The organism is Methylobacterium sp. J-078, from assembly GCF_022829285.1.
Lineage (GTDB): Bacteria > Pseudomonadota > Alphaproteobacteria > Rhizobiales > Beijerinckiaceae > Methylobacterium.
This window is the reverse complement of record NZ_JAKSYI010000055.1, coordinates 191,219-217,171: the sequence shown is the minus strand read 5'-3', so window position 1 is coordinate 217,171 and position 25,953 is coordinate 191,219. Positions and strand designations below refer to the sequence as shown.

15 protein-coding genes are annotated in these 25,953 nt (G+C 69.1%); 7 read left to right on the top strand and 8 right to left on the bottom strand.

All coding sequences use genetic code 11. From position 1 onward, the window contains the following. The first annotated feature begins 67 nt into the window (after nt 1-67). On the top strand, nt 68-1,573 hold the full coding sequence (gene glgA / locus MKK58_RS07255; RefSeq protein ID WP_243911423.1) for a glycogen synthase GlgA: 1,506 nt from the start codon (nt 68-70) through the stop codon (nt 1,571-1,573). Nucleotides 1,574-1,719: 146 nt separating this feature from the next. Here glgA and glgB read toward each other — a convergent pair whose 3' ends face one another. From glgB to treZ, 5 genes are all read right to left on the bottom strand, one after another. Then, on the bottom strand, nt 1,720-4,023 hold the full coding sequence (gene glgB / locus MKK58_RS07250; protein WP_243911422.1) for a 1,4-alpha-glucan branching protein GlgB: 2,304 nt from the start codon (nt 4,021-4,023) through the stop codon (nt 1,720-1,722). Next, on the bottom strand, nt 4,024-7,281 hold the full coding sequence (gene treS / locus MKK58_RS07245; RefSeq protein WP_243911421.1) for a maltose alpha-D-glucosyltransferase: 3,258 nt from the start codon (nt 7,279-7,281) through the stop codon (nt 4,024-4,026). It lies immediately after the preceding gene. A 172-nt stretch (nt 7,282-7,453) separates the two neighbouring features. Continuing rightward, a complete protein-coding gene (locus MKK58_RS07240; RefSeq protein WP_243911420.1) occupies nt 7,454-10,834 on the bottom strand; it encodes a maltotransferase domain-containing protein in 3,381 nt (1,126 codons plus the stop codon). A 130-nt stretch (nt 10,835-10,964) separates the two neighbouring features. Continuing rightward, on the bottom strand, nt 10,965-15,866 hold the full coding sequence (locus MKK58_RS07235) for a malto-oligosyltrehalose synthase (RefSeq protein WP_243911419.1): 4,902 nt from the start codon (nt 15,864-15,866) through the stop codon (nt 10,965-10,967). Next, a complete protein-coding gene (gene treZ, locus MKK58_RS07230; protein ID WP_243911418.1) occupies nt 15,866-17,668 on the bottom strand; it encodes a malto-oligosyltrehalose trehalohydrolase in 1,803 nt (600 codons plus the stop codon). The genes MKK58_RS07235 and treZ overlap by 1 nt, the downstream gene beginning before the upstream one ends. 235 nt (nt 17,669-17,903) lie before the next feature. Between treZ and MKK58_RS07225 the strand changes: the two genes are divergently transcribed. Next, nucleotides 17,904-18,113, top strand: a complete 210-nt coding sequence (locus MKK58_RS07225) for a hypothetical protein (protein WP_243911417.1) — start codon at nt 17,904-17,906, stop codon at nt 18,111-18,113. 7 nt (nt 18,114-18,120) lie between these two features. Here MKK58_RS07225 and glgX read toward each other — a convergent pair whose 3' ends face one another. Together glgX and MKK58_RS07215 are read right to left on the bottom strand one after the other, a co-directional pair. Continuing rightward, on the bottom strand, nt 18,121-20,220 hold the full coding sequence (gene glgX / locus MKK58_RS07220; protein ID WP_243911416.1) for a glycogen debranching protein GlgX: 2,100 nt from the start codon (nt 20,218-20,220) through the stop codon (nt 18,121-18,123). Nucleotides 20,221-20,286: 66 nt separating this feature from the next. Beyond that, nucleotides 20,287-21,708: a trehalose-6-phosphate synthase gene (locus tag MKK58_RS07215; RefSeq protein ID WP_243911415.1), complete on the bottom strand. Its 1,422-nt coding sequence runs from the start codon at nt 21,706-21,708 to the stop codon at nt 20,287-20,289. A 422-nt stretch (nt 21,709-22,130) separates the two neighbouring features. On the opposite strand from MKK58_RS07215, the gene MKK58_RS07210 reads away from it, so the two are divergent. The 5 genes from MKK58_RS07210 (at nt 22,131) to MKK58_RS07190 (ending at nt 24,899) form a co-directional block, all read left to right on the top strand. Then, nucleotides 22,131-22,607 carry an apolipoprotein A1/A4/E family protein gene (locus tag MKK58_RS07210; RefSeq protein ID WP_243911414.1) on the top strand — a complete coding sequence of 159 codons (477 nt, stop codon included), beginning with the start codon at nt 22,131-22,133 and terminating at the stop codon, nt 22,605-22,607. Between the two features lie 13 nt (nt 22,608-22,620). Next, nucleotides 22,621-23,016: a phage holin family protein gene (locus MKK58_RS07205; protein ID WP_238278390.1), complete on the top strand. Its 396-nt coding sequence runs from the start codon at nt 22,621-22,623 to the stop codon at nt 23,014-23,016. Beyond that, the gene (locus tag MKK58_RS07200; RefSeq protein ID WP_243911413.1) at nt 23,013-23,405 is read left to right on the top strand and encodes a DUF3618 domain-containing protein; all 393 of its coding nucleotides are present in this window, start codon (nt 23,013-23,015) and stop codon (nt 23,403-23,405) included. Before MKK58_RS07205 ends, MKK58_RS07200 begins: the two co-directional genes overlap by 4 nt. A gap of 64 nt (nt 23,406-23,469) precedes the next feature. Beyond that, nucleotides 23,470-24,219, top strand: coding sequence for a YqjD family protein (locus MKK58_RS07195; RefSeq protein ID WP_243911412.1), 750 nt, complete (start codon nt 23,470-23,472; stop codon nt 24,217-24,219). Nucleotides 24,220-24,347: 128 nt separating this feature from the next. Continuing rightward, the gene (locus MKK58_RS07190; protein ID WP_243911411.1) at nt 24,348-24,899 is read left to right on the top strand and encodes an RBBP9/YdeN family alpha/beta hydrolase; all 552 of its coding nucleotides are present in this window, start codon (nt 24,348-24,350) and stop codon (nt 24,897-24,899) included. A gap of 18 nt (nt 24,900-24,917) precedes the next feature. Here MKK58_RS07190 and MKK58_RS07185 read toward each other — a convergent pair whose 3' ends face one another. Beyond that, the gene (locus MKK58_RS07185) at nt 24,918-25,949 is read right to left on the bottom strand and encodes a YcjF family protein (RefSeq protein WP_243911410.1); all 1,032 of its coding nucleotides are present in this window, start codon (nt 25,947-25,949) and stop codon (nt 24,918-24,920) included. Nucleotides 25,950-25,953: the final 4 nt, after the last annotated feature.

The window sequence follows — 25,953 nt, the reverse complement described above, 5'->3', positions numbered from 1 at the left end:
GATGTCGACGTCGATGCTGGGCCAACGTTCCCCGTCCCCGCCCCTCGCGCGACGTGGGGACGATTTCATGAGCCTGACGGATCAGACCGATCACCTCGTAGCGCCGCACACCTTTCGATCCCGTCATACCCTGCAGCCCCGCGTTCTTTTCGCGACCCCCGAGATGGCGGATTTCGTCAAGACCGGCGGTCTCGGCGAAGTGGCAGCCTCCCTCCCCCGGGCCCTGCGCAGGCACTACGACGTCCGCATCCTGATCCCGGGTTACCGGCAGGTGGTCGAGCAGTTCGACCACATCCCGGTCGTCGCGCAGCTCGCCGGCAAGGCCGGCGTACCCCCGTGCGAACTGGGTCTCGTCGAACTCGGCGACGGCCTCCAGGTCTACGTGATCCTGAACGCGGACCTGTATCAGCGCGACGGCACGCCCTACGGAAACGCCCAGGGCGATTTCGGGGACAACGACGTCCGCTTCGCCCGCCTCAGCCTCGCCGCGGCGGAGATCGCCTGCGGCATCGATCCGGCCTGGAGCGCCGATCTGCTGCATCTCAACGACTGGCAGGCGGCCCTGGCGCCGGCCTACCTCGCCTGGAGCGGCCTGCGGGTGCCCAGCATCCTCACGGTTCACAACCTCGCCTATCAGGGGGTGTTTCCACGCGAATCCCTCGGCCATCTCGGCGTGCCGGAGGACGCTTTCCAGATGGACGGCGTCGAGTTCTACGGCCAGATGTCGTTCCTGAAGGCGGGTCTGTACTATGCCTCGCACGTCACGACGGTGAGCGAGACCTACGCGCGCGAGATCACGACGCCGGAGGCCGGCTGCGGCCTCGACGGCTTGCTGCGCACCCGGGCGGCCCAGGGGCGCCTCGCCGGCATCCTCAACGGCATCGACGAAAGCTGGGACCCGAGCACGGACGCGCACCTCGCCGCGCGCTTCGAGATCGACGACTGGAAGGGGAAGCGCGCCAATGCCGAGACGGTGCGGCGCCAGTTCGGTCTCGCGGTCTCGCGCGGTCCGCTCTTCGCCATCGTCTCCCGCCTCGTCCACCAGAAGGGCATCGATCTGAGCATCAGTGCCGCCGAATCGATCGTGGCCGAGGGTGGGCAGCTCGTGGTGATCGGCCAGGGCGAGGGCCGCTTCGAGGGGGCCCTGCGCGACCTCGCCCGGCGCAACCCCGCCTCCATCGGCGTCCATGTGGGCTTCGAGGAGCAGGAAGCCCGGCGGATGTTCGCGGGCAGCGACTTCCTGCTGATGCCATCGCGCTTCGAGCCCTGCGGCCTCGCGCAGATGTATGCCCAGCGCTTCGGCTCCCTGCCGATCGTCCACCGGACCGGCGGCCTCGCCGATACGGTGGAGGACGGCGTCACCGGCTTCACCTTCGGCGAGGCCTCGCCGCGCGGTTTCTCCCTCGCGATCCGCCGGGCCTTCGATACGTTCGGCCAGAAGAAGCGCCTGAACGCCATGCGGCGTCATGCGATGTCGCGCAACTTCGGCTGGAACGAAGCGGCGCTGAACTACTCTGCCCTCTACGCCCGTGCCTTCGGCAACATGTCCGGACTGCGGATGCGCGCCGCCTGAACCCGGGCGACGATACTTGAACGCAAACGAAAGACGCCGGCGCGGGTCACCCGCGCCGGCGTCTTTCGTTCGAGGGGTCGGCTCGCGCGGCGCGGCCGACGCGCGTCGGTCGGCTCGCGGAGGGTCTCTCCGCGAGCGCGGGTCTGTCAGTCCTGGCGCACGAAGATCATCGTGGCCAGCGGTGGGATCGTCAGCGCGACCGAGTAGGGTTGGCCGTGGCTCTCCACGGCTTCTGCCTGGACACCGCCCATGTTGCCGACGTTAGAGCCCCCATAGCTCTCGGCGTCCGAGTTGATCGCCTCGCGGTAGAATCCGGCGGCGGGCACGCCAACCCGGTAACCCGTACGGGGCACAGGCGTGAAGTTCGAGACCACCACGGCGACCTCGCCGGCCTCGCGGCCCTTGCGGGCCCAGGCGATGACGCTGTTGTCCTGGTCGTCCGCCACCAGCCACTGGAAGCCGCCCGCCTCGGTGTCGCGCTCGTGCAGGGCCGGCGTCGCCGCGTAGAGGTGGTTGAGGTCGCGGATCAGTTCCTTGACGCCCCGGTGCATGCCGTCATCGAGGAGGTGCCAGTCCAGGCTCTGATTGTGGTTCCACTCCTTTTCCTGGCCGAACTCGCAGCCCATGAAGAGCAGCTTCTTGCCGGGATGCCCCCACATGAAGCCGTAATAGGCGCGAAGATTCGCGAACTTCTGCCAGCGGTCGCCCGGCATCTTGCCGAGCAGCGAGCCCTTCCCGTGCACGACCTCGTCGTGGGACAGGGGCAGGATGAAGTTCTCGGAGAAGGCGTAGAGCAGACCGAAGGTCAGGTCGTGGTGGTGGTAGCGGCGGTGGATCGTCTCCTTGGACATGAAGTTCAGGGTGTCGTGCATCCACCCCATGTTCCACTTGAAGCCGAAGCCGAGGCCCCCTGTGTAGGTCGGGTGCGAGACGCCCGGCCAGGACGTCGATTCCTCCGCCACCGTGAGGGTGCCCGGCGCGTGCGCGTAGGTGGCCTCGTTGGTCTTGCGGAGGAACTCGATGGCGTCGAGATTCTCGTTGCCGCCGTAGCGGTTCGGGATCCACTCGCCCTGGCGGCGCGAATAGTCGAGGTAGAGCATCGAGGCCACGGCATCCACGCGAAGGCCGTCGAGGTGATAGTGCTCGAGCCAGAAGCGGGCGTTGGCAGCCAGGAAGCTCGACACCTCCGTGCGGCCGAAGTTGTAGATGTAGGTGCCCCAATCCTGGTGGAAGCCCTGGCGCGGGTCGGCATGCTCGTAGAGATGGGTGCCATCGAACTGGCCGAGGCCGTGCGCGTCGAGGGGGAAGTGCCCCGGCACCCAGTCGAGCATCACGCCGATGCCGGCGGCGTGCGCCGCGTCCACGAAGGCCGCGAAGTCGTCCGGCGTGCCGAAGCGGCTCGTCGGCGCGAAGAGCGAGACGGGCTGGTAGCCCCATGAGCCGTCGAACGGAAACTCCGTGATCGGCAGCATCTCGATATGGGTGAAGCCCATCTCCTTGACGTAGGGAATCAGACGCTCGCCGAGCTCCTGGTAGGTCAGGTAGCGATTGCCCTCCTCGGCGACGCGGGCCCAGGAACCGAGATGGACCTCGTAGATCGAGATCGGTACGTGGCGCGGGTCCTTCGCCCCCCGCGTCTCCATCCACTTGTCGTCGTGCCAGGCGGGCGTGTTCGTCCCCTGGAGGACGGAGGCGGTCTCGGGCGGCTTCTGCGCCGCGAAGGCGACGGGATCGGCCTTCAGGGGCAGGAGCGACCCGTCTGCGCCGCGGATCTCGTACTTGTAGTGGGCCCCGGCCTTGAGACCCGGGATGAACAGCTCCCAGACGCCGCCGTTCTGCCAGAGACGCATGGGGTGGCGCCGGCCGTCCCAGGTGTTGAAGTCGCCGACCACGCTGACGCGGCGGGCATTCGGGGCCCAGACGGCGAAGCGGAAGCCCTCGATCCCGTCGACATTGCGGGCCTGCGCGCCGAGGATGCGGTAGGTGACGTTGCTGCCGACCTCACGCAGGTTGTCGATATCCGCCTGGTCCAGGGAGGAGCCGAAGCCGTAGGGGTCGTGGCGCGAGCGCTCGACGCCGTCCCAGGTCTCGACCACGAGTTCGTAGAGCGGACGGCCCTCGCTCGGCAGGCGAGCGACGAAAAAGCCGTCCGGGTGCTTGCGCTCGAACGGGATCCGCTTGCCGCCGACAAGGAGGGTGGCACCCTTCGCCTCGGGGAGCACGGCACGAACCTCCCACTGACCCTTGGCGACCTGATGAGGGCCGAGGACCGAGAAGGGATCGCCGTGGTTCGCCGCCATGATGGCGGCGATCGTGTCGGGGTGAAGGGTGGCCGTCTCGGGCGCCGGAGCCTCCGGCGCCCGCGTGGCAACGGGCGCAACGTCCGCCGATCCAGAGGCGCCCGAGGGGTGCCCGGTCCTTTTCGCGAACGTCTCGTCGATGCCCATCATTCAAACGCCTTTCTTGATCTCGTCCAGAATGTTGAGAACCCCACGTGCGGGGATTTCGATCCAGTCCGGACGATTGTTGGCCTCGTAATCGACTTCGTAGAGCGCCTTCGTCAGGAGCGAGAGCTTGAGGAGGCGGCTCTCGGTGTCTGGATCGGTCACGGCGGCCCGGCTCACCGAGACGGCTTCGCGGTAGCCGTCGAGGAAGGCTGCATCGATCATGCCGCGCCAGGCGATGGAGGCCCGGCGCGCCCGCTCCTCGGAATCCGAGAAGCGGGCCGCGATGCCGCGGGTCACCGTCTCGGCGCCGTAGGCGAAGGAGCGCATCATCCCGGCGACGTCGCGCAGCGGCGTCGACTTGGCGCGGCGCTCGTCGGCCGGACGCGAGGGCTCGCCCTCGAAATCGACGATGATGAGATCGTCCTCGGCCGCCAGCACCTGACCGAGGTGATAGTCGCCGTGGATGCGGGTCTTCATCGCGCCGACCGGCGCCTTGGCGGTGAGCGCCTCGATGGCGCTCTCGACCTCGCGGCGGCGGCCGGCAAGCTCGGTGCTCGCCGCGTTGGAGCCGCGACCCGCCAGCCCGTCGAGACCTCGGAAGGCCCGCTCGGCCTGACGGCGGGTGTCGTCGCCGAGAGCGTGCAGGTCGGCATGGTCGAACGGCTCGGCCGCGAAGGCCGGGTCGTCGGTCTCCACCGCGAAGGCGTTGTGCATCTCGGCGGTGCGTCGGCCGAGCAGGATCGCCCAGCGCAGGTGCGGCTCGAACGCCTCGGACGGGGACGGTGCCTCGCTCTCGGGCGCCAGGACCACCGTGTCGAAGTCGCGGCGCAGTCCCTCGAGCATCAGCGTCCACGCATCGCCCTGGTTGGGCACGAACTTCTGGAGCACGGCGAGCGCCGTGCGGGTGCCCTCCGCATCCACGTGCTCAAGCACGCCAAGGAGCGCCGGGGTGTTGTGGAACTGCGCGGTCTCGGTGAGGAAGCGCCCGACCTCGATCTCGGGATGGACGCCCGTCTGCAAGCGGCGCAGGAGCTTGAGCATCATCTTCGAGCCGATGGCGATCGAGGTGTTGCTCTGCTCGGCATTGAGCGCCCGGATGTCGCCGGCTTCGAAGCTCACCTCGGGATCGAACACCGAGGTGGTCGAGAAGACGAGGCGGCCGGTCTCGGTCGCCATCTCGCGGCCCTCGCGCATGCCCTCGATCACCGAGACGGCGAAGGCGGGGACGACGGAGGCGCCGAGGAGCAGGCCGGTGCGGGGGCCGCGCCGGACGCGGGCGACGGCGTGCTGGAGCATCGCCTCATCCTCACGGCCCTCGTCGACGGCCACCGGCACGAAGTAGTCCTGGCGCTCGCCGGTGGAGAGGTGGACGGCGACGCGGGGCAGCAGGAACTTCGCCTCGCCGGTACCGTCCTTCAGGGCGGCGCTGTCGATCACCTGCACCGACTTGATGCGCGAGCCCTTGGCGGCGAACCAGCGCCGGGTGGCGATGAAGCGCGGCGCCACGGTGCGCTCGAAGGCGGTGCGCTCGCGCCCGGCCATCAGGCTCTCGATGCCACCGGTCAGCACCAGGGTGAACAGTTCGGGCAGTTCCGGCTGCGGGCCGATGCTGCCGGTATTCGCGGCACTCAGGGAGAACCAGTAGAATCCGTAGGACGGGAGCGTCAGCAGGTAGGGCAGTTCGCCGATGGCGGGGAATTCCGAGCCGCCGGTCAGCTCGATCGGCACGGCGTTGCGCAGTTCCGAGAGGTCGAGCTGCACCGCCTGGGGCGCCCGCGAGAGGTTGGCGACGCAGAGCACGCGCTCGCCCTCGAATTCGCGGATCCAGGCCAGGACCTTGCGGTTCGACGGGTAGAGGAACTGCATCCCGCCGCGGCCCAAGGCCACCGAGTTGTTGCGGATCGCGATCATCCGGCGCGTCCAGTTCAGCAGACTGGTCTGCGACTGGGTCTGCGCCTCGACGTTGATCGCGTCGAAGCCGTAGATCGGGTCCTGCACCGAGGGCAGGAACAGCTTCTGCGGATTGGCCCGCGAGAAGCCGCCGTTGCGGTCCGGCGACCATTGCATCGGCGTGCGCACGCCGTCGCGGTCACCGAGATAGATGTTGTCGCCCATGCCGATCTCGTCGCCGTAGTACAGCACCGGCGTGCCGGGCATGGACAGGACGAGGGACTTCATGAGTTCGATTTTGCGCCGGTCGTTCTCCAGCAGGGGCGCCAGGCGGCGCCGGATGCCGAGGTTGATGCGGGCGCGGCGCTCGGCGGCGTAGAACGACCACAGGTAGTCGCGCTCTTCCGCCGTGACCATCTCGAGCGTCAGCTCGTCGTGGTTGCGCAGGAAGATGGCCCATTGGCAGCCCTCGGGAATCTCCGGGGTCTGGCGCATGATGTCGGTGATCGGGTGCCGGTCCTCGCGGGCGATCGCCATGTACATGCGCGGCATCAGCGGGAAGTGGAATGCCATGTGGCACTCGTCCCCGTCGCCGAAATACTGCGCCGTCTCCTCCGGCCACTGGTTGGCCTCGGCCAGCAGCATCCGGTCGGGATAGCTCGCGTCGAGGGCCGCGCGGATCGCCTTGATGACCGTGTGGGTCTCGGGAAGGTTCTCGCAGTTCGTGCCGTCGCGCTCGATCAGGTAGGGGATCGCGTCGAGGCGCAGACCGTCGACACCCATGTCGAGCCAGTAGCGCATGACCTCGATCACGCCCTCCAGCACGGCCGGGTTGTCGAAGTTGAGATCCGGTTGGTGGCTGTAGAAGCGGTGCCAGAAGTACTGCTTGGCGACCGGGTCCCAGGTCCAGTTCGACACTTCCGTGTCGAGGAAGATGATGCGGGTGTCCGAATACGGCGTGTCGGTATCCGACCAGACGTAGAAGTCGCGCTCCGGCGATCCGGCCGGCGCCTCGCGGGCGCGCTGGAACCAGGGGTGCTGGTCCGAGGTGTGGTTGATGACGAGCTCGGTGATGACGCGCAGGCCGCGCTCGTGCGCCGCGTCCACGAATTTCCGGAACTCCTCCATCGTGCCGTAGGAGGGGTTCACGTCGCGGTAGTCGCCGATGTCGTAGCCGTCGTCGCGCAGGGGCGAGGGGTAGAACGGCATCAGCCAGATCGCCGTCACCCCGAGGTCGCGGACATAGTCGAGCTTCTGCGTCAGGCCCTCGAAATCGCCGATCCCGTCGTTGTTCGAGTCGAAGAACGACTTGACGTGGATCTGGTAGATGATGGCGTCACGGTACCATTGCGGATCGCTGCGATCGATCATCGCGTCGTTGCCTCATGCGTCGAGTTCAAGGGCGTTTTCGGCGTTTCCGCAGCGATCCCTCGCGAGAGGTGACCATGCGTGCCGTCCACTGCGTGGGTAGGCGCCGACACTGAGGCGACACCGCGACGATCCTCACGGATCGCCGGGCTTTTTGCTGACACGGGCACGCGCTTCACGCAACCCGGCTCGGGGCGCGAAGGCGCCAGATCACCGCCGAGCGCTCGGCGGGATCGAGGGCGATGCGGTGCGATTTTCCACGCAGCTCGAACTTGTAGCCCAGCAGCAGGTCCTCGACCTCGACCGCGCCGTCGTCGGGCTGCCCCAGCAGCCAGAGCGGCACTTCGTATGTGCATTCCTGCCGGTTGCGTGGGTCGAGGTTGACCAGCACGAAGACGCAATTGTCCCCCTCCGGCGTCACCTTGGCGTAGCCGATGATCTGGTCGTTATAGGCCCCGGTGAAGACGACGTTCCGGAAGTCCCAAAGGGCCGGGTTGTCGCGCCGGATCTGGTTGAGCTTGATGATGTGCTCGCGGATGTTGCCCGGCTTGTGATAATCCCAGGCCTTCAACTCGTACTTCTCCGAGTTGAGGTATTCCTCCTTGCCCGGATAGGGCTCGGCCTCGCACATCTCGAAGCCGTTGTAGATGCCCCAGACGCTCGACAGCGTGGCGGCCAGGGTCGCGCGCACCACGAAGCCCGCCCGGCCACTGGTCTGCAGGTAGATCGGGTTGATGTCCGGCGTGTTGGCAAAGAAGTTCGGGCGGTAATACTCGCCCATCTCGCCCGCCAGTTCGGTGGAATAGGCGATCAGATCCGGCTTGGTGTCGCGCCAGGTGAAGTAGGTGTAGCTCTGCTGGTAGCCGGCCTTAGCGAGCTTCTTCATCATCTTCGGCCGGGTGAAGGCCTCGGCGAGGAAGATCACGTCGGGATAGCGGGCGTTCACCTCGGCGATCATCCATTCCCAGAACGGAATCGGCTTGGTGTGCGGGTTGTCGACTCGGAAGATGCGCGCGCCGAGCTTGGCCCAGCCCAGCACGATGTCGCGCAACTCGATCCAGAGCGAGGGCAGCGCGCCGCCGTAGAAGTGGACGTTCGAGATGTCCTCGTACTTCTTCGGGGGATTCTCTGCGAATTTCAGCGTCCCGTCCGGGCGCCATTCGAACCATTCCGGATGGTTCTTGATCCAGGGATGGTCGGGCGAGCACTGAATCGCGAAATCGAGGGCGATCTCCATGCCGTAGGCGTGGCTCGCCGCCACCAACCGGCGGAAATCGTCGAGGGTGCCGAGGTCCGGGTGCACGGCCTCGTGGCCGCCCTCCTCCGAGCCGACCGCGTAGACCGACCCGACATCGCCTAGCAACGCCTTGAGAGTGTTGTTCTTGCCCTTGCGGTTGGTCTTGCCCACCGGGTGGATCGGCGTGAAGTAGAGCACGTCGAAGCCGAGTTCGCGGATCTCGGGCAGGCGGGCGATCACGTCGTCGAAGGTGCCGTGACGGTTGACGTCCATCGACTGGGAGCGCGGGAAGATCTCGTACCAGGCCGAGAACCGGGCCGCGAGGCGGTCGGCGATCACCGGCACGTTCACAGGGTAGCGCGAGAGGTTGATGCGCGGCGCGTGCCGGCGGATCAGGTGGGCGTTCTCCGGCGCCAGCATCAGGTCGAGCTGCGCGGCCGAGCCGGTCTCTTCCGCTTCGAGGTCGCCGGCGAGGGCCTTCAGGCGGTCGGCGTCCGGGCCGGTCGCGTTCTCGGACGCGCCGATCACGAAGGCCACGCCCTCGATGGTCTCCAGGCGGACATCGACGCCGGCATTGCGCTTCTTCAGGGTGTCGCGCACCCAGGAGGAATAGCCGTCGCGCCAGGCCTGAATGGTGAACTCGTAGCGGGCATTGCGCAGGAGCGGGAAGTGGCCGCCCCAGCGGTCGTTGTCCACGAACACCATGCGGTCGGCCCGCCATTCGGTCTCGCCGACGACCCGCGAGAGGATCTCGGCGTCGATGATCTCGTGGCCGTCGCTGAAGATGTCGGCGGTGACGTGGACGCTCTCGCCGACCACGCGCTTGACCGGAGACCGGCCGCCGTCGATCTCCGGCATCACCGCCTCGATGACCACGCGCCCCTCGCCCGTGGGCGTGCTGAGGTCGGGCACCTTCGCCGCCGCCGCGCGCTCGGCGGCGAGGATGCGAACCTCGCCCGGCGCCAGCGCCAGGGCGATGCCGGGCCGGAATTCGATCGGCGCGGCCTCCGGCGTGCGATCGACGAAGTCGCCGAGCATGCCGCCGGTCCGGGCGAGAAGCGTGCCGGGCTCGACCGGTACGGACACGTCGGTGGGGTTGTAGAGCACCAGGGTGGCGCTGCGCGCTGAGGCCCCGTGGCCGGTGTCGAAGCGCAGGAGCGCCGCATAGGCCGCGTCCGGCGCGGAGATGCGCGCCTGGGCACCCTCGACATTGGCGGCCGATACCTCGGCCCGCAGGGCGTTGATCGCGGCGATGTAGGACGAGATGTCGATGCCGGTGTCGGTTTCGCGAAGCGCGGGCGTCGTCTCGACCACGTGGAGGGCGCGCCGGTAGCCCCACTCGTAGCCGATCGGCATCAGGACGCCGGCCGAGAAGAAGGCCGACAGGGCGTAGCGCGCCTTCAGGTGGCGGGCGATCGCCCCCGCGTCACCGTCGAGATCCGCCGCGAGGCGGGCCATGTCGTGGTTCTCAGGGAACGCGATGGACGGCGCGATGACGCGCAGGCGCTCGTACTGTTCCAGGGCCCAGGACGCCTTGAGGTCCCACCAGGCGAAGCTGTTGAACAGGTAGTCGAAGCCCGCGCCCGCCGTCGACTGCGCCTCCTCGAAGGTGCAGCCCAGGGTCTCGGCGGCGAACAGGCAATCGGGCTCCAGGGCCTTGGCGGACCCGATGAGATCGCGCCAGACCTCGGCCGGGACCTTGTAGGCCGCGTCGCAGCGGAAACCGGCGACGCCGAGATCCTGAAGGCGGTTGATGTAGCCGGACCAGAGGGCGGTCAGTTCCCGGCGCGCGCCCTCCGAATGGTAATCGAGTTCGGCGAGATCGCCCCAGACCGTGCGGATCGACGGATCGTCCGGATCGACGGCGTAGGGGCTCTCGATCCGGCCCTCGGAATCCTTGAGGAACAGGTCCGGGCGCTGCGCGGCCAGGGGGCCGTCCATGGCGGTGTGGTTGATGACGAGGTCCGTCATCACCTGGAGGCCGTGGGCGGCGGCCGCGGCGCAGAAGCGGCGGATCTGCTCGTCGTCCGAGGTGCCGTCCTGGTCGCGGAAGCGCTCGTCCAGGCGGTCGGGATCGGCCACCGCGTAGAGGCTGCGCGAGCCGCCGGTCTGGTGGAAGGGGTTGAGGTAGACCCAGTCGAAGCCGAGCGCCGCGATGCGCGGCAGTTCGGCGGTCCAGGCCGACACGGTGCCGACCAGCAGCGGGAAGAGATTGTAGATGCGCGGCCCCTCGGCCCGGGGCGCGAGGCCGGCCGGAAGCGGCACCTCACCGGCTTCGGTCCGCTGGGCGGCGGTCGTTGCGGGGCTCGGTGCGTTCATGAATGCTCCATTCGTTCAGTCGTGCGCTCGACCCGCCGCGGGGCAGGCCCGGAGCCGGCCGTGGCCGGGAGCGCAGGCGTGGGGGAGGAGGTCGAGCCCTCCCCGCGTCGTCGGTTCTATCGCGCCCGCCTCAGCCGGTCCGCTTGAGGACCGCATAGGGCAGACGCGCGAAGGCCTGTCCGAGTTCGATCCGGCCGTCATCCGAGACGACCGCGTCACCCGTCACGAGATCGGTCCAGGTCGATCCCGGCGTCACGGACAGGTGGGTTCCGGCGAACGCCTCACCGGACCAGACCGCCTCCCCGAGGAAGCCGGAGACCAGCCGCGGCACCGCCACCACGAGGTCGCCCTCCCCGGTCGTCGCATCCGAACGTGTGAATGCGATGACATGCGCCGCCCTTTCGCCCGAAGCGGGCAGCGCCTGGTAATCCGCGTCCGCGTAGAAGCTCGGTCGTGCCTCGCGGTCGGCGAGCAGCCGCGCGAGGGTCGCCTGCTTGACGCGGCCGTCGGTCCAGTGCGCCAGGGCGTCGGCGGCGGCCGCCCCTTCCTCCAGGGCGCGGGTCAGGGCGGGGTAATCCACCGGCCGGCGGTTGTCGGGATCGACGAAGGAGAAGTCCCAGAACTCCGTGCCCTGGTAGGTGTCGGGCAGGCCCGGCAGGGTCGCCTTGAGCACGGTGCGCCCGAGGCCGGCGATCATGCCGAGATGGGCGAGCCGCCGCGCGAAGGGGCGCAGCCGCGCCAGGAAGGCCGAACCGGGGGCGATCAACGCGGCGAAGAGTGCGTGGACCGCGCCCTCGTAGGCCTCGTCGACATTCACCCAGCTGGAGCGCCGCTTGGATTCGCGCAGGGCCTTCTCGGCGTAGGCGTCGAGACGCTTGCGGAAATCATCGATCGCGGCGGGCTCGTCCCGGTCCAGCAGTTCCAGCGGCCAGGCACCGAGGATCGCCTGGAAGAACATCCACTGATCGTTAGCGTCGGGGGCCGGCTCCTTCTCGACGAGGCTGAGATGGGGCCCGGCGAGCGACGTCCAAATCTCCCACGCCTCGGCCCAATCGCCCGGCATCTCGGAGAGCGCGAGCAGGCGGGAGCGCGCATCCTCGCCCCGCTTGGTGTCGTGGGTCGCGGTGGTGATCATCGCATTCGGCCAGTCGCGGGCACGCGCTGCCTGGAGCGCGTGGAAATGCTCCGCATCGATGCCGTACTCGCCCGGGTCGCCGCCGACCTCGTTGAGGGCGAGGAGTTCGGCGAACCGGTAGAACAGCGTGTCCTCCAGGCTCTTGGCCATGACCGGGCCGGTGAGCTGCTGGAAGCGGCGGCGGAAGCGCAGGATCACCTCCGGGTCGGGCCGGCCCGGACCCGTCACGTCGATGCGCCCCAGCATGGCGTCGGCGGCGAAATCGTGCACGGAGCGGTCGGGCAGCGCGCTCCAGCGCTTGGCCTTCTTCACTGCCGTCTCGATGAGGCGGATGTCCTCGTCCTCGACGTCGCTCTCATCGAGGTCGCCGGGCAGGTAGCTGCGATAGGTCGGGAAACGGGCGATGATCTCGATCAGCGCGCGGCGGATGGCGTTCACCGAGAAGTCGCGGGTGCGCCGGTCGGCGTCCGCCACCGCCTTGAGGTCGGAGGTCATCACCTCCAGTTCGGAGGCGAAGCTGATCTCCAGGATCTCCGCCTTGGCGGCGCGGAGCATGAACTTGTAGGGCTCATCAAATTCGGTCCGGCTCTCGTAGAGCCGGGCGATCTCGGTCCGCTTCGTCCGGTCCACCAGGATGCCGTCGAGCTGGTTCAGCACGTCGTAGCCGGTGGTGCCGGCCACCGGCCAGGGGCGCAGGCGCTCGCCGGGTTCGAGGATCTTCTCCACCACCACGTAGAAGCCCGGGCCGATGGCCGCCTGTAGGGCGCGGGCGTAGCCGAGCGGGTCGGCCAGACCGTCGATGTGGTCGATGCGCAGGCCGTCGATCCGGCCCGCCTCGATGTGGCGGAAGATCGTGGCATGCGAGCGCTGGAAGACGTCGGATTGCTCGACGCGAAGACCGGCGAGCCCGTTCACATCGAAGAAGCGGCGATAGTTGATGTCGCTCGCCGCGATCCGCCAATGGGCAAGGCGGTAGGATTGCTGCTCGAGCAGGCGGTGCAGGGGGCCGAAGCTGTCGGGATGACCCTTGGCCCCGTTGAGGAGGCGCAGGGTCCGGTCGATGGCCTCGGCGATGGCGGGCGAGGCCTCCACCGCTTCGACCAGCCGCTCCTTCAGGGTCTCGGCCTCCTCGGGGAAGCCGCGGCGGCGCTCCTCGTTGGTGTCCTCGCCCATCAGGCGCAGGCGTTCGGAGATGCCGAGCACCTCCAGGGCCGCCGCATCCTCGATGTCGCCGAGGGCGGCGAGGGAGCGGTTCAGGATCGTCGGGTATTGCAGCGGGCAGATCGGGAATTCGTGCTCGTAGTGCCAGACGCTGAAAGCGCCCTTGCGCGCGTCGAACTTGAGTTCAAGCGTGCCTTTCTCCAGGGCCTCGCCGTAGCGGTCGCCGAGGAACGGCACCACTAGGTTGTTCTTGGCGCCGAGCCGCGACCAGTCGATGTCGAAGGCGTTGGCGTGGGGCGAGAGGCCGCCCCATTCGAGCACCGACAGCCACCAGGGATTGTCGGCGCCGCCGACGCCCATGTGGTTGGGCACGATGTCGAGGAGGAACTTCAGTCCGGCCCCGTGGAGCGCGTCCGAGAAGCGGATTAAGGCTTCCTCGCCGCCGAGTTCCGGGTTGATCGTCGAGTGGTCGACGATGTCGTAGCCGTGGGTCGAGCCCGGCCGCGCCTTCTGGATCGGGGAGGCGTAGACGTGGCTGATCCCGAGCTTGACGAGGTAAGGGACGATCTTTTCAGCGTCCGCGAAGGTGAAGTCCTTGTGGAACTGCAGGCGGTAGGTGGCGCGCGGCGGGACCGTGGCGAGGCGGGCGGCACCGGAGCGCGGACCGCGATCCTCCGCCGACAGCGAGGCGGCGAGCTTGGCCAAGGGACCGCCGGGCGCCGCGATGCTCTCCAGGGTCCGGTCGAGCTTCCGGCGCCAGTTCGGATAACCTTCGGTCGAGCCCGGCACGTTGGCCTGGGACAGTTCGGAGACCACGTCCTCGTACTGCACGGCCGTCAGCATCGAGGGCGCACGGCCGAGGTAGCGCGCGGCCGCCTCGAAGGGCGCGGCGTCCGGCACGTCGTAGGTCGGCAGCAATTGCTCGCCGGCCAGCGCCTCGGTGAGGCGCGCGCACTCGTCCACGCGCTCGCGGCGCTCGGAATCCGCCCGCTCGGAATCGTAGAGGCCCAGCGCCTGCCGGGTGTCGGTGTCCACGCCGCGCCACCAGCCCACGAAGGTGGGCAGGTCGTGGGTCGTGATGGCGGTGAGGGCATCGCGCGGGTAGGCCGCCGGCGGCTTGAAGCGGGCGCCCTGCTCGCGCTCGAAGGCGAGGATGCGGTAGCTGAGGATGCCGGCCTGCATCAGGGCGTCGGAGAACCCTTCCGGCGCCGTGCCGAGATCCTCGGCGATGACGAGGCACTTGGCCCGGTGGCTCTCCAGGCGCAGGACCGCGAGCATCGGCTCGAACGGCATCGCCACGTAGGCGCCCTCCTTGGCCGAGCGCCCGACAGGTATCAGGAACAGACGGGCGAGCTGGAAAGCGTGGTCGATGCGGATCGCGCCGGCATGGCGCATATTGGCGACCACGAGGGCGCGGAAGGCCGCGAGACCGTCCCGCTCCATCTCGAGGGGGTGGAAGGCCGGCAAGCCCCAATCCTGGCCCTTCGGGGCCAGCAGGTCCGGCGGCGCGCCGATGGAGACGCCGTTGGCGAAGCGCTCGGGATGCGACCAGATTTCGGAGCCGCCGCGATCCGCGCCGACGGCGAGGTCGCGGTAGAGCCCCAGCCGCATGCCGGTGCCGAGCGCGGTGTTCGAAGCCTCCTCAAGCTGCCGGTCGGCGAGGTACTGGAGCCAGACATGGTAGGTGACGGCCTCGGCGTGTTCCTGCGCGAAGGCGCGCACGGCGTCGGTGCCGTTGCGGCGCATGTCCTCCGGCCAGTCGCCGAGCCACTGGGCGCCCTTGGCCTGGAAGTGCTCGGCCAGTGCCTCGAAGGTAGCGTGCGCCTCGAGGTCCTCGCCCCCGGCGGCCCGGAAGCTCGCGAAGCCCGCATCGCTGCCCTGGTGCGCCGCGGATTCCTGCCACAGGGCCCGCAGCACCGGCGAGAGCACGCCCCAGATGCCCGCGTGATCGACCAGCTTGGCCTCGCGAAGCGCCTCGACGCGATCGGACATGGAGGCGAGCAGCGCTTCCGCCTGCGATCCGATGAAGCCCGGCAAAACGCCCGGCTCGATGAACAGCGTTTCCAGGAAGAGGCGCGAGGAGGGCGAGTAGGGCGAGATCTTGGTGCGGTCGGTGGCAAAGAGCGCATGGACCGGGCTCAACCCCAAGAACGACGCGCCGCGCAGGCCGGCGTCGCGGGCCGCCCGGCCGGCATCCGCATAGGAGCCGATGCCGAGATTGTCGGGGGAGCGCAGCCCGTAGAGCTGTGCCGCGAGGCCCCAGTCGCGAGCGCCCTCGTCGGCGTAGGCGCGCGGGCGCCAGCAGCGCTGCGGCGCGGCGATGACCCAGGCCTCCGCGCGGCGCTCGCCCAGGTGCACGCCGAGCCGGTGATAGCCGGGGGTGAGCGGCGGCAGTTCGAAGCTGTCGCCCGAGATTGCCACCCGCCCCTCGCGGTGGTGGCCGCGCTCGTCCGTCAGGCGCCAGGACAGGGTGCCGGTGGCCCCCGCATGCTGGATCGGCACCGTGATGGCGCGCCGAGCCTCGGCCGGCAGGAGCGGCGGGATCAGCCCGCCACGCACCGCCTCCACCTCGGCGAGGCGCGCGGCGATGTCCGCCTCGGATTCGACGGGAAAGCCGAGCGCCGCGATCATGCCCCGCCTGACGTCCAGGGACGTCTCGACGGGCTGCCCGAAGGCGTCGGTGTAGCCGGCGGCGACGCCGAGGAGGTCGGCGAGGCGTTCGAGGTCGCGGCTCATCACTTCACACCCGTCAGGAAGACACCCGTCCAGGACGGGAGTTCGATCGATCCGTTGCCCGAGCCGCTCGACCAGACGATCTGGCCGTCGCCGCGCTCGGCGGTGAAGTCATCCGTGCCGACATTGGCGACGAAGCGCAGCCAGCCGCCCTCGTAGGTCCAGGTGCAATCCACCACGTCGGGACGCGGCAGGGTCGCCTTGGCGCCGAGGTAGCGGGTCCGCGTCAGCGGCACGACCGCCTGATGCCGGATCTGGAGGAGGTTGCGCGTGTCGGCCAGCACGGAGCGATGCGGTGGCTCGGCCCGCTCGGCCCAGTCGATCCGCGAATCCGTGAAGGTCTTCGCCTCGGTGGGATCGGGGATCACGGAAGTGTCGTCCGCGAAGGCCGCGAAGCTCTTGAACTCGCGCCGCCGCCCCTCGCGCACCGCCTTGTTCAGTTCCTCGTCGGGGGCAAAATCCACGAAGAACAGGAACGGCGCTGAAGCCGACCACTCCTCGCCCATCCACAGCATGGGGATCTGCGGGCTGAGGAGCAGGCCCGCCCGCGCGAGGGCGAGCTTGGCGGGGTCGCAGAGCGCGCTTAGGCGTTCGCCCAGGGCCCGGTTGCCGACCTGATCGTGGTTCTGCAGGAAGGTGACGAAGGCCGAGGGCGGCAGGTGGCCGGAGGGCTCGCCGCGCGGGTGATTGTCGAGGGTCGGGAATGGCTCGCCCTGATAGGCGAAGCCCTCCGACAGGCAGCGGGCCAGGTGCTCGACGGGCCGGTCCGCGAAGCTCGCGTAGTAGCCGGCATCCTCACCGGTGAGCAGCACGTGCCAGCAATGGTGGAGATCGTCCGCCCACTGGGCGTTGTGCTGGATCGCCTGTCCCTTCGCGTCGCGCTCCAGCCAACGAGCCTGGTTGGCCTCGTTCTCCAGCACGAGGTGGATGTGGCGCCCCGGCAGACGCGCCCGAATCGTCTCCGCGAGTTCCCCGAGGAAGTGCCGCTCCGAATCGTCCAGGATGGCATGCACCGCGTCGAAGCGGATGCCGTCGAAATGATACTCTTCCAGCCAGTAGAGCGCATTCTCGATGAAGAAGTCGCGCACCACCCGGCCGCTGGTCTCGCCGTCGAAGTTGATGCCGGCGCCCCAGGGGGTCTGGTGTCGTTCGGTGAAGAACGTCTTGGCGTAGGCGTTGAGGTAATTCCCGGCCGGGCCGAAGTGGTTGTAGACGGCGTCGAGGAAGACCATCAGCCCGAGGCCGTGGGCCGTGTCGATGAGGTGCTTGAGGTCCTCCGGTCGTCCGTAGGCGGCGTCCGGCGCGTAGGGCAGCACGCCGTCGTAACCCCAGTTGCGCGTGCCCTTGAAGTCGGCGAGCGGCAGAAGCTCGATGGCGGTGACGCCGAGGTCGCGCAGATCCTCAAGTTTGCCTTCCAGGGCCGCGTAGGTGCCCTCCGGGGTCGCGGTGCCCACGTGGAGTTCGTACAGAACCGTCTCCTCCCAGGGACGACCCGTCCAGGCGGCATCCGCCCAGTCGTAGGCGCGTGGGTCGATGACCTCGCTGAGGCCCGAGACATCGTCCGGCTGGAAGCGGGAGACGGGATCGGGCACCACGAGGTCGCCGTCTATGCGGTAGCCGTAGCGGGCGCCGTCGCGAATCCCCGGCACCGTGACCCGCCGCCAGCCGTCCCCAGCCTCCGGAATCGCGTGATCCGCCCCGTCGACGACCAGGGTGACGTCCTTGGCGGTGGGCGCCCAGAAGGCGAACCGGACCCCGTCCTTCACCACTTCGCTGCCGAAGGCCATGCTGTGGGCGCGCCGCATCAGGCAACCGTCTTTCGTGTCTGGAGTCCACCGGGATAGCGTGAGCTTGCGCCGCACCTTCCAGAAGCCGGCGCGCCGCCCGTTGTTCCCTGGTCCGTCACGGTCGAGGTAAGGCGTGGCGCGGATGCGACAACCGGCGGACGGCAAGGTTTTGTGCGGCGCACCCGGAATTCCACGGTGGTCCGGCGCTTGCGTCGCCGCGCGGACTTTCGCGACGCATCCCGGAGTGATCCGCATGAGCGAGCCGATCGAGTCCCTGGTCCTGGCCCGGGCCAAGCTGAACTTCGCGCGCAAGGGCCACGGAGAGCGCTGCTGGGACGCGGAGTTCACGGATTCCGAAGCCCTGTGCGGCGCAACCTTGCTGCCGCTGAGCGAGGCGGAACGCCAGGAATTCCTCGACCAGGCACGCCACGAACTGCGGCGCGAACCGCAGGTCGAAGGCTGAGGCGCACTCAGCGCGCGTAGGCCGAGGCCGGGCGGGCCCGCAGGACGTAGATGGCCCGCGCGTCGAGACGCACTCCGGCGCCGGGTGGGAACAGCGCCTGGCCCCCCGGCACCGAACCCGTCGGTTTCGTGGTGTCGAAGATCAGCGTCCAGGGGCCGCCGATGACCGGAGCCAGGGTGAAGTCGCACGGGGTCTCCGCCGCGTTCACCAGGATCAGGAGCCGGTCCGCATCCGGCAGGTCGTTGCCGATCTGCATGCCGAAGGCCTGGCGCTCGCCGTCGCCCCAATCCCCGTCGGCCATCTCGCTGCCGCCCGGCGCCAGCCAGTGAACGTCGCGGAACGGCCCCTCCCCCACGAGGGCGCCCGTGAGATAGTCCCGCCGCCGCAGGGCGGGCTGCTCGCGCCGCAGACGCGTCAGGTTGCCGACGAAGGCGGTGAGGCTCGGATCGGGGTCGGTCTCCCAGTCCATCCAGCTCGTGGCGTTGTCCTGGGCATAGGCGTTGTTGTTGCCGCCCTGGCTGCGCGAGCGCTCGTCGCCCATCAGCAGCATGGGCACGCCCTGGGCGAGGAAGACGCTGGCGAGGAGGTTGCGCTTCTGACGCGCGCGCAGGGCCAGGATGCCCGCGTCGTCGGTCTCGCCCTCGACGCCGTAATTGCGGGAGAGGTTGTGGCCGTGCCCGTCGCGATTGTCCTCGCCGTTGGCCAGATTGTGCTTCTCCTCGTAGGCGACCACGTCCGCCAGGGTGAAGCCGTCATGGGAGGCGGCGAAGTTGATGCTGGAGAGCGGCCAGCGCCCTGAGGCGGCGAAGATCTCGCGCGAGCCGGACAAGCCCTGGGTGACCTTGGCGAGGGTGCCGCGATCGCCGCGCCAGAAGCCCCGGATGCTGTCGCGGAACTGGTCGTTCCACTCGCTCCAGCCGCGCGGATAGCCGCCGAGCTGGTAACCGCCCGGGCTGATGTCCCAGGGCTCGGCGATCATCTTCACCCGCGCGAGGACGGGGTCCTGCGCCACCGCCTGGAAGAACGCGGCCTTGGCGCTGAAATCGTGCGGGGCACGGCCGAGGCTGCTCGCGAGATCGAACCGGAAGCCCGCCACCCCGTAGGCGGTCACCCAATGGCGCAGGGAATCGAGCACCATCTGCATCACGCGCGGATGGTCGAGGTTGAGGGTGTTGCCGCAGCCGGTGCAATCGACCTCGTCGCGGGGATTGTCGGGGTTGAGCTTGTAGTAGCTCGCGTTGTCCACGCCCCGGAACGACAGGGTCGGCCCCGAATGGTCGGCCTCCGCCGTGTGGTTGTAGACCACGTCGAGGATGACCTCGATCTCGGCGGCGGCGAGTTCGCGGATCGCGGCGCGCAGTCCGCCGATGCCGGCGGGTCCGCGATAGCGCGGATCGGCCGCGAAGTAGTTCAGGGGCGAGTAGCCCCAGAAGTTCACCAGCCCTTTCTCTACAAGGAAGCGGTCGTCCGCGAAGGACTGGATCGGCAGGAGTTCGATCGCGGTCACCCCGAGCTTGAGCAGATGCTCGATGATGGCCGGATGGGCGAGCGCCGCGTAGGTGCCGCGCGCCGCCTCCGGAACGTCCGGATGGGTCTGGGTCAGCGCCTTGACGTGCGCCTCGTAGATCACAGTCTGCGAGAGCGGGCGGCGCACCGGGCTCACCGCGAGATCCGGCACCTCCGGCGGCGTGACGATGCCGCGCGGCATGAAGGCGGCGCTGTCGCGACGGTCGATCTGGTCGGCGCGCTGGATGCCGCGGCGGTGCCCATAGAGGGAATCATGCCAGCGGATGCGGCCCTGGATGTCGCGGGCATAGGGGTCGAGCAGGAGCTTGGCCGGATTGAAGCGATGGCCGTGCGCCGGGTCCCACGGCCCGTAGACCCGGTAGCCGTAGAGCTGGCCCGGGAACACGCCGCGCAGGTAGCCGTGCCAGACGTCGTCGGTACGGCAGGGCAGGCGGATGCGCCGCGTCTCGTGCCGCTCGCCCGGATCGAAGAGGCAGAGGTCCACCGCGGTGGCATGCTGGGAGAACAGGGCGAAGTTCACGCCCCGCCCGTCGAACTGCGCGCCGAAGGGTGCCGGCACGCCGTCTTCGACGCCGATCATATTGTCCGATGCGATCAAGAGGTGGTGTCGTCCCAGGTTTGGGCGCCGGGGGGCGACGCCGAAGGCTTACTCCGCAGCGGCTGCGGCGCGGGGCGGCTCGCGCTCGATCGTGCGGAAGTTCTCGAGTTCCGACATAAAGTTGCGCGCCCACCAGTCGACATCCTCGCGCGTCATGCGCTCGACCATCGGCTTCCAGCGTTCCAGACGCTCGCCGCGCGGCATGTAGAGCGCCGTGCGGATCGCCTCGGCGACCTCGAAGCGGTCGTAAGGATTGACCAGCAAGGCTTCAGGCAATTGTCGCGCCGCGCCCGCGAACTTGGAGAGCACGAGCACGCCCGGGTCTTCGTCGGACTGCGCGACGACGTATTCCTTGGCGACGAGGTTCATGCCGTCCCGCATCGGCGTGACGAGACCGACGCGGGCCGCTCGGTAGAGACCGGCGAGGACCGGGCGCGGATAGGCCTTGGTGACGTACTGGATCGGGGTCCAGTTCGGTTCGCCAAGGGTCCCGTTGATGTGGCCGACGGTCTCGTTCACCTCACGGCTGAGATCCTCGTATTCGGGAACCTCGGTGCGCGATTTCGGGGTGATCTGAATGTAGACGACGTTGCTGCGCTGGTCGGGGTTCGAGACGAAGAAGCGCTCCACCGCCTCCATGCGTTCGGGAACGCCCTTCGAGTAGTCGAGCCGGTCGACACCGATGAGCAGCTTGCGCGTGCGCAGGCCCGCCATCGTCTCGCGCACGGTCCGGTTGGAGCCGGCATTCTCCGCCGCCTCCTTGAAGCCCGCCACATCGATGCCGATGGGGAAGCTGCGGATGCGGGTGCGGCGCCCGTCCACCATCAGGGAGCCGCCGCCGAGGGGAATGGCGCGCAGTTCGTCGATGAGGTTGCGGGTGAGGTTGTGCACGTCCGGATCGGTCTGGAGACCGATGAGGTCGTAATCGGCGATGCCGCGCAGGAGGTCGCCGCTGGCGGGAAGCGTGTTGAACACGTCGGCGGCCGGCCACGGAATATGGTGGAAGTAGCCGATCGGGTTTGCGATGCCGAGGCCGCGCAGCTCCGAGGCGAGGGGCAGCAGGTGATAGTCGTGCACCCAGATGATGTCGTCGGGCTCGACCAGGTTGGCGAGCGCCCGGGCGAAGATGCGGTTGACGCGCTGGTAACCGGCATAGTCGGAGCGCGAGAAAGCCCCGAGCCCGAGCCGGTAATGCATGATCGGCCAGAGCGCCCGGTTGGCGAAGCCGCTGTAGTATTCCCGGTGGTCCTGCGGTGACAGATCGACCACCGCGTAACTGACGCGACCGCGATCGATCAGCTTCGGCTCGGTCGAGGGGTCCTCGACCACGTTCCCGCTCCAGCCGAACCAGAGCCCCTCATAGGCGGTGAACGCCTCCTTCACGGCCACGGCGAGCCCACCTGCCGCCACGGCCTTGCCCCCTTCCTCGGGGATTGCAACGCGGTTCGATACGATGACGAGACGTGCCACGAAACCGGCTCCGATCCGCATGGGCCGAGCGCGGGAGGTGCGCGCGGCCTGACTGATACATTGGGTGAACGCGCGGAAGCCGAGCGCGATCCGTGCCCGCAGCCAAGCGCGTTCGGCCCACCCGGGTCAAGGCCTGAAAGTTGGCGGTTCACGGCAAAGAGTCCCATTCTGGGCCATGCCGGGCCTCGACGTTGCGCGATCCTGGGTCGGGCGGCGGCCGCCTCGATGATCCGCCGGCGGCCGAAGGTGTCCGATCCGGGCCGGACACGGGATGCACCTGGCCACGACGTCGCGAGCGCGTCCGTTTCGGCCGTGCGGGAGGCCCGCGCATGAGCCGAGGCTTAGCGGAACCGCGCCTCTCCCGTGGATGTTGAAACATCGCAACACCCTGCGTTTCCCCATCCGTTTCGAGGAGTACCACCGTGACCGCATCTCAATCCCCAGGCCCCACGGGCGCGGAGCCGGTCAATCCGACGGCCGACTGGAAGGCCCTGCGCGGCGACGTCGAGGGGATCGCGGACGTGGCGGCCGAGCGCGGCCGGAGCTTCGTCGACGCGGCGCGCGCGCATGCCACCGACTACGTCGATCAGCGCAAGGGCGACGCCGCCCGTTCAGTCACCGATCTGGCCAAGTCCGTGCGCGAATCGAGCAAGACCTTCGAGGCGCAGCCGAACATCCGTGCCTTCTTCGACAGCGCCGCCGACGGACTGGAGCATCTCGGCACCTCGATCGAGCAGCGCAGCTTCTCGGAATTCTACGAGGATGCCGAGGCCTTCGCCCGCAAGGCGCCGGTGGCGGTGGCGGTGGCGACCTTCCTCACCGGCTTCGTGGTGGCGCGCTTCATCAAGTCGACCAGCGTCGCACCGATCACCGAACCCTATTCCGACCACCGTCTCTGAGGCGCGGCCAAGCATGACCACCGGTCCGCAATCCAGCATCCAGGGCCTGATCGGCGACGCCCTGCGGGAAACCAACGAACTCGCGCGGAAGGAGATCGCCCTCTTCCGCAACGAGATGACGAGCAACGTGCGGGCCCTGTTCATCGGGCTCGCCCTCTTGGTCGGCGCCGCCGTGTTCGGCGTCGTCGCTCTCTTCGTCCTCGTGGACGCCCTGGTGAAGTGGCTCGCCACGGTGGTTCACTCCGAGGCCCTCTCGGCCCTGATCGTGGGCGGCGTCCTCCTCGTGGTGGCGGTGGCCCTGGCGCTGATCGGCCGGAACGCCATGTCGCTGTCGACCCTCGCCCCGGTGCGGACCACCCGTCAGGTTCGCCAGGATGCACGCACGCTGTCGGAGAGGGTGTCGGGATGACCGAGTCGTTGAACGAGCTTGAGAAGGACATCGAGGCGAGCCGTGCCCGCCTCGACCAGACGATCGATCAGATCCAGGAGCGGCTCTCGGTCTCCAGCATCGTCGACGAGATGCTCGGCAATGCCCGTCGCACGCCCCTCAGCGGGGTCTATGACGGCGCCCTCGAGGCGGTGCGGCGCAACCCGGTCCCGGTGCTGCTCATCGCGGCCGGCGTCGGCTGGCTGATCCACCGCATGTCGTCGGACGCCAAGGGCCCCGCCGCGGTCCGCCGGGCGCGGCTCGCCGTGGACGGTCTGCCCGTGACCAAGACCGGCGCCGACCGCGTCTACGACCCCGACCGCCCGACCCAGCATCCCGCCAAGACGCTGTCGCCGGAGACGCAGATCTGAACCCCGTCCGACTCCCACGCGATCCGGTCTCCGAGAGACCCCAGCCGACCATCAGGAGTGTTCCATGAGTTCCACGCAGAAGCCGAGCGACGAACATCGTTCGCTCCCCGACGACATCGCCCTCGCCGCCGGCATGCCGCGCGGCCATCAGGTCGAGGGCTCGCTGCACGACGTGCCCTCCCCCGGCACCTACACGGCCTCGACCCACACCGCCGGCACGCAGACCCACAGCATCCACGCCGAGGGTTCGACCGCCGACACCCTGAAGGCCCAGGCCGGGGAGGCTCAGTCCCGGGCCGCCGACGCGGCGAGCGACCTGAAGGATCGTGCGAGCGCGACCGCCCACGATGTCCGCGACCGCGTCACCGACACGGTTCAGGACCTGCGCGAGCGCGCCTCGGACGCCTACGACGATGCCCGCAGCTGGGTCTCCGACACGCACGAGACCAGCCGCCGTCGCATCGGCGATCTGGGCGAGCGCGGCAGCGCCCGCATCCAGGAAAGCCGTTCGGCGGTCGAGGATTTCGTCGCCGAGAACCCGCTTCTCGTCGGCGTGGTCGGCCTCGCCGCCGGCCTCCTCATCGGCGCCCTGCTGCCGCGCACCCGCACTGAGGACCAGAATGTCGGCCCCTGGGCCGACGAGGTCCGCGACCAGGGCATCCGCTACGCCCGGGACGTCACGCATCGCGGACGCGAGTTCGTGGCGAGCGCCCTCGATCCCGACAACCTGAACGCGGCCGTGCAGCGGGCCACGAGCCCGGACGGATCGCCGTCCACCGCACGGACGGATGCGCCGGCACCCCGGACGCACTGACACGTCCTACTCCGTCGCGACGCAATCCGGAGGACGGCACCCGAGAGGTGTCGTCCTCTTTGCGTTCACGGGGGACGTCGTTCGGCCGCCCCTCGACGCTGCGGGGGCGAGCCGTTATCGGAAGCCGCATGAAGATTGCCGATTGCGAGATCCTCATCCTGCCGGGCTATGCCGGGTCGGAGGATGAACACTGGCAGGCCCGCTGGGCCGAGCGCCTGTCCACTGGGCGGATCGTCCAGCAGGACGATTGGCACGCCCCCGACGCGGCCTCTTGGCAGGATCGCATCGTGGCGGCGGTGAACGCGGCGACGCGCCCGGTCGTGCTCATCGCCCACAGCCTTGGCGTGGTCGCGGCCGTTCAGGCGGCCCCGCGTTTCCGGCCCGGCATCGTGCGGGGCGCCCTGCTGGTGGCCTTCCCCGATGTCGAGACGACGCCGAACCTGCCCGCCAGCGTCACGGCCTTCGCGCCGGTTCCGCGCGATCCCCTGCCCTTCCCGGCACTGGTCGTGGCCAGCCGCAACGATCCCTATTGCAGCTACGAGCGGGCGGAGGATTTCGCCTATGCCTGGGGCGCCGTGGTGGTGGATGCCGGCGAATCCGGGCACATCAACGTGGCGAGCGGCCACGGCCCCTGGCCGGAGGGCCTGATGCGCCTCGCCGGCTTTCTGAAGACGCTCTGATCCAGGATCCGCTCGGGTTCAGGTCTTCGAGTCCGCCTCCAGCGGTTTGAGCAGTTCGCCGGCGACATCCGTGAGGCGCGGCGGCGCCTCGCGCACGAAGGGCAGCGGGCGGCACACCGCCATCGCGGCGAGGCCGAAACGTGCCGTCATCAAGCCGTTCAGCACACCCTCCCCGAGCTTGGCGGAGACCCGTGCGGCGATGCCGAGGCCGAGCACCTGCTGGATCATGCTCTCGCCCACCGCCATGCCGCCGGTCACCGTGAGGTGCGCGAAGGCCGAGCGGGCGAGGCGCAGGAAGCCGAGAAAGCCCGGCCGCCCCCCGTAGATCGTGGCGATCCGGCGCAGGAGCCGCACGGCCGCGAACACCACGAAGGCCACGTCCACGATCGCACGCGGGCTCAGAGCCGTCACGGCCGAGACCTGCTTGGCCGCCGACGCGATGGCGTTGCGGGCCTGCCGGTCGAGGGGCGCGAGCAATTCGTGTTCGGCGAGCCCGATGCGGTCGTCGACGTCGAGGATGGCGTCGCCGAGCGTGTCGAGGCGGGCCCGGCCGCCGCTCAGCGCCGCGCGGTCGGCGTAGAGGGCGGTCAGGTCGCGCACCACCCCTTGCGCCGAGGAATGGTCGCGGGTGGCGATGGCCTCCACGGCCTTGGTCCGCACCCGCTCGATCTGGCGTTCCCGCCAGATCCCGGAGAGTTCGCGGGCGAGGATCGCCAGGAACGCCACCGCCGCGATCGCCAGCAGCACCAGGGCAACGGCGCCCAGCCAGGGCGCGGCGCTGAACAGATCCGAAATCAAGCGCTCGACGGAGAGCCCGACCCCGAGGGAGACGAGGCCGCCGAGAGCGACCAGGAGCAGGCTGAGCCAGGGCGCGCGGCTCTTCGGCGCCACCGGCACCGCGACTCCGTCGGCGGCCTCGACGATCTCGAAGGGCTCCTCGACGATCCGGACCTGCGAAGGGGGCGCGGGCGGCGGCATCCCGCCCTCGCCGGCCTCGGGCGGTGTCGCGGGCGGGATGCGGAAGGCGCGTGGGCGGTTGGTCGAACTCATGGCG

Coding starts and splice junctions, on each gene's coding strand:
- glgX (WP_243911416.1), bottom strand. CDS start 20,220: ATGATCGGCGTCGAAGACGGCGTGCCGGCACCCTTCGGCGCGCAGTTC.
- glgB (WP_243911422.1), bottom strand. CDS start 4,023: ATGATGGGCATCGACGAGACGTTCGCGAAAAGGACCGGGCACCCCTCG.
- MKK58_RS07190 (WP_243911411.1), top strand. CDS start 24,348: ATGAAGATTGCCGATTGCGAGATCCTCATCCTGCCGGGCTATGCCGGG.
- treZ (WP_243911418.1), bottom strand. CDS start 17,668: ATGCGGCGCGCCCACAGCATGGCCTTCGGCAGCGAAGTGGTGAAGGAC.
- MKK58_RS07185 (WP_243911410.1), bottom strand. CDS start 25,949: ATGAGTTCGACCAACCGCCCACGCGCCTTCCGCATCCCGCCCGCGACA.
- MKK58_RS07235 (WP_243911419.1), bottom strand. CDS start 15,866: ATGAGCCGCGACCTCGAACGCCTCGCCGACCTCCTCGGCGTCGCCGCC.
- MKK58_RS07205 (WP_238278390.1), top strand. CDS start 22,621: ATGACCACCGGTCCGCAATCCAGCATCCAGGGCCTGATCGGCGACGCC.
- treS (WP_243911421.1), bottom strand. CDS start 7,281: ATGATCGATCGCAGCGATCCGCAATGGTACCGTGACGCCATCATCTAC.
- MKK58_RS07195 (WP_243911412.1), top strand. CDS start 23,470: ATGAGTTCCACGCAGAAGCCGAGCGACGAACATCGTTCGCTCCCCGAC.
- glgA (WP_243911423.1), top strand. CDS start 68: ATGAGCCTGACGGATCAGACCGATCACCTCGTAGCGCCGCACACCTTT.
- MKK58_RS07200 (WP_243911413.1), top strand. CDS start 23,013: ATGACCGAGTCGTTGAACGAGCTTGAGAAGGACATCGAGGCGAGCCGT.
- MKK58_RS07225 (WP_243911417.1), top strand. CDS start 17,904: ATGAGCGAGCCGATCGAGTCCCTGGTCCTGGCCCGGGCCAAGCTGAAC.
- MKK58_RS07240 (WP_243911420.1), bottom strand. CDS start 10,834: ATGAACGCACCGAGCCCCGCAACGACCGCCGCCCAGCGGACCGAAGCC.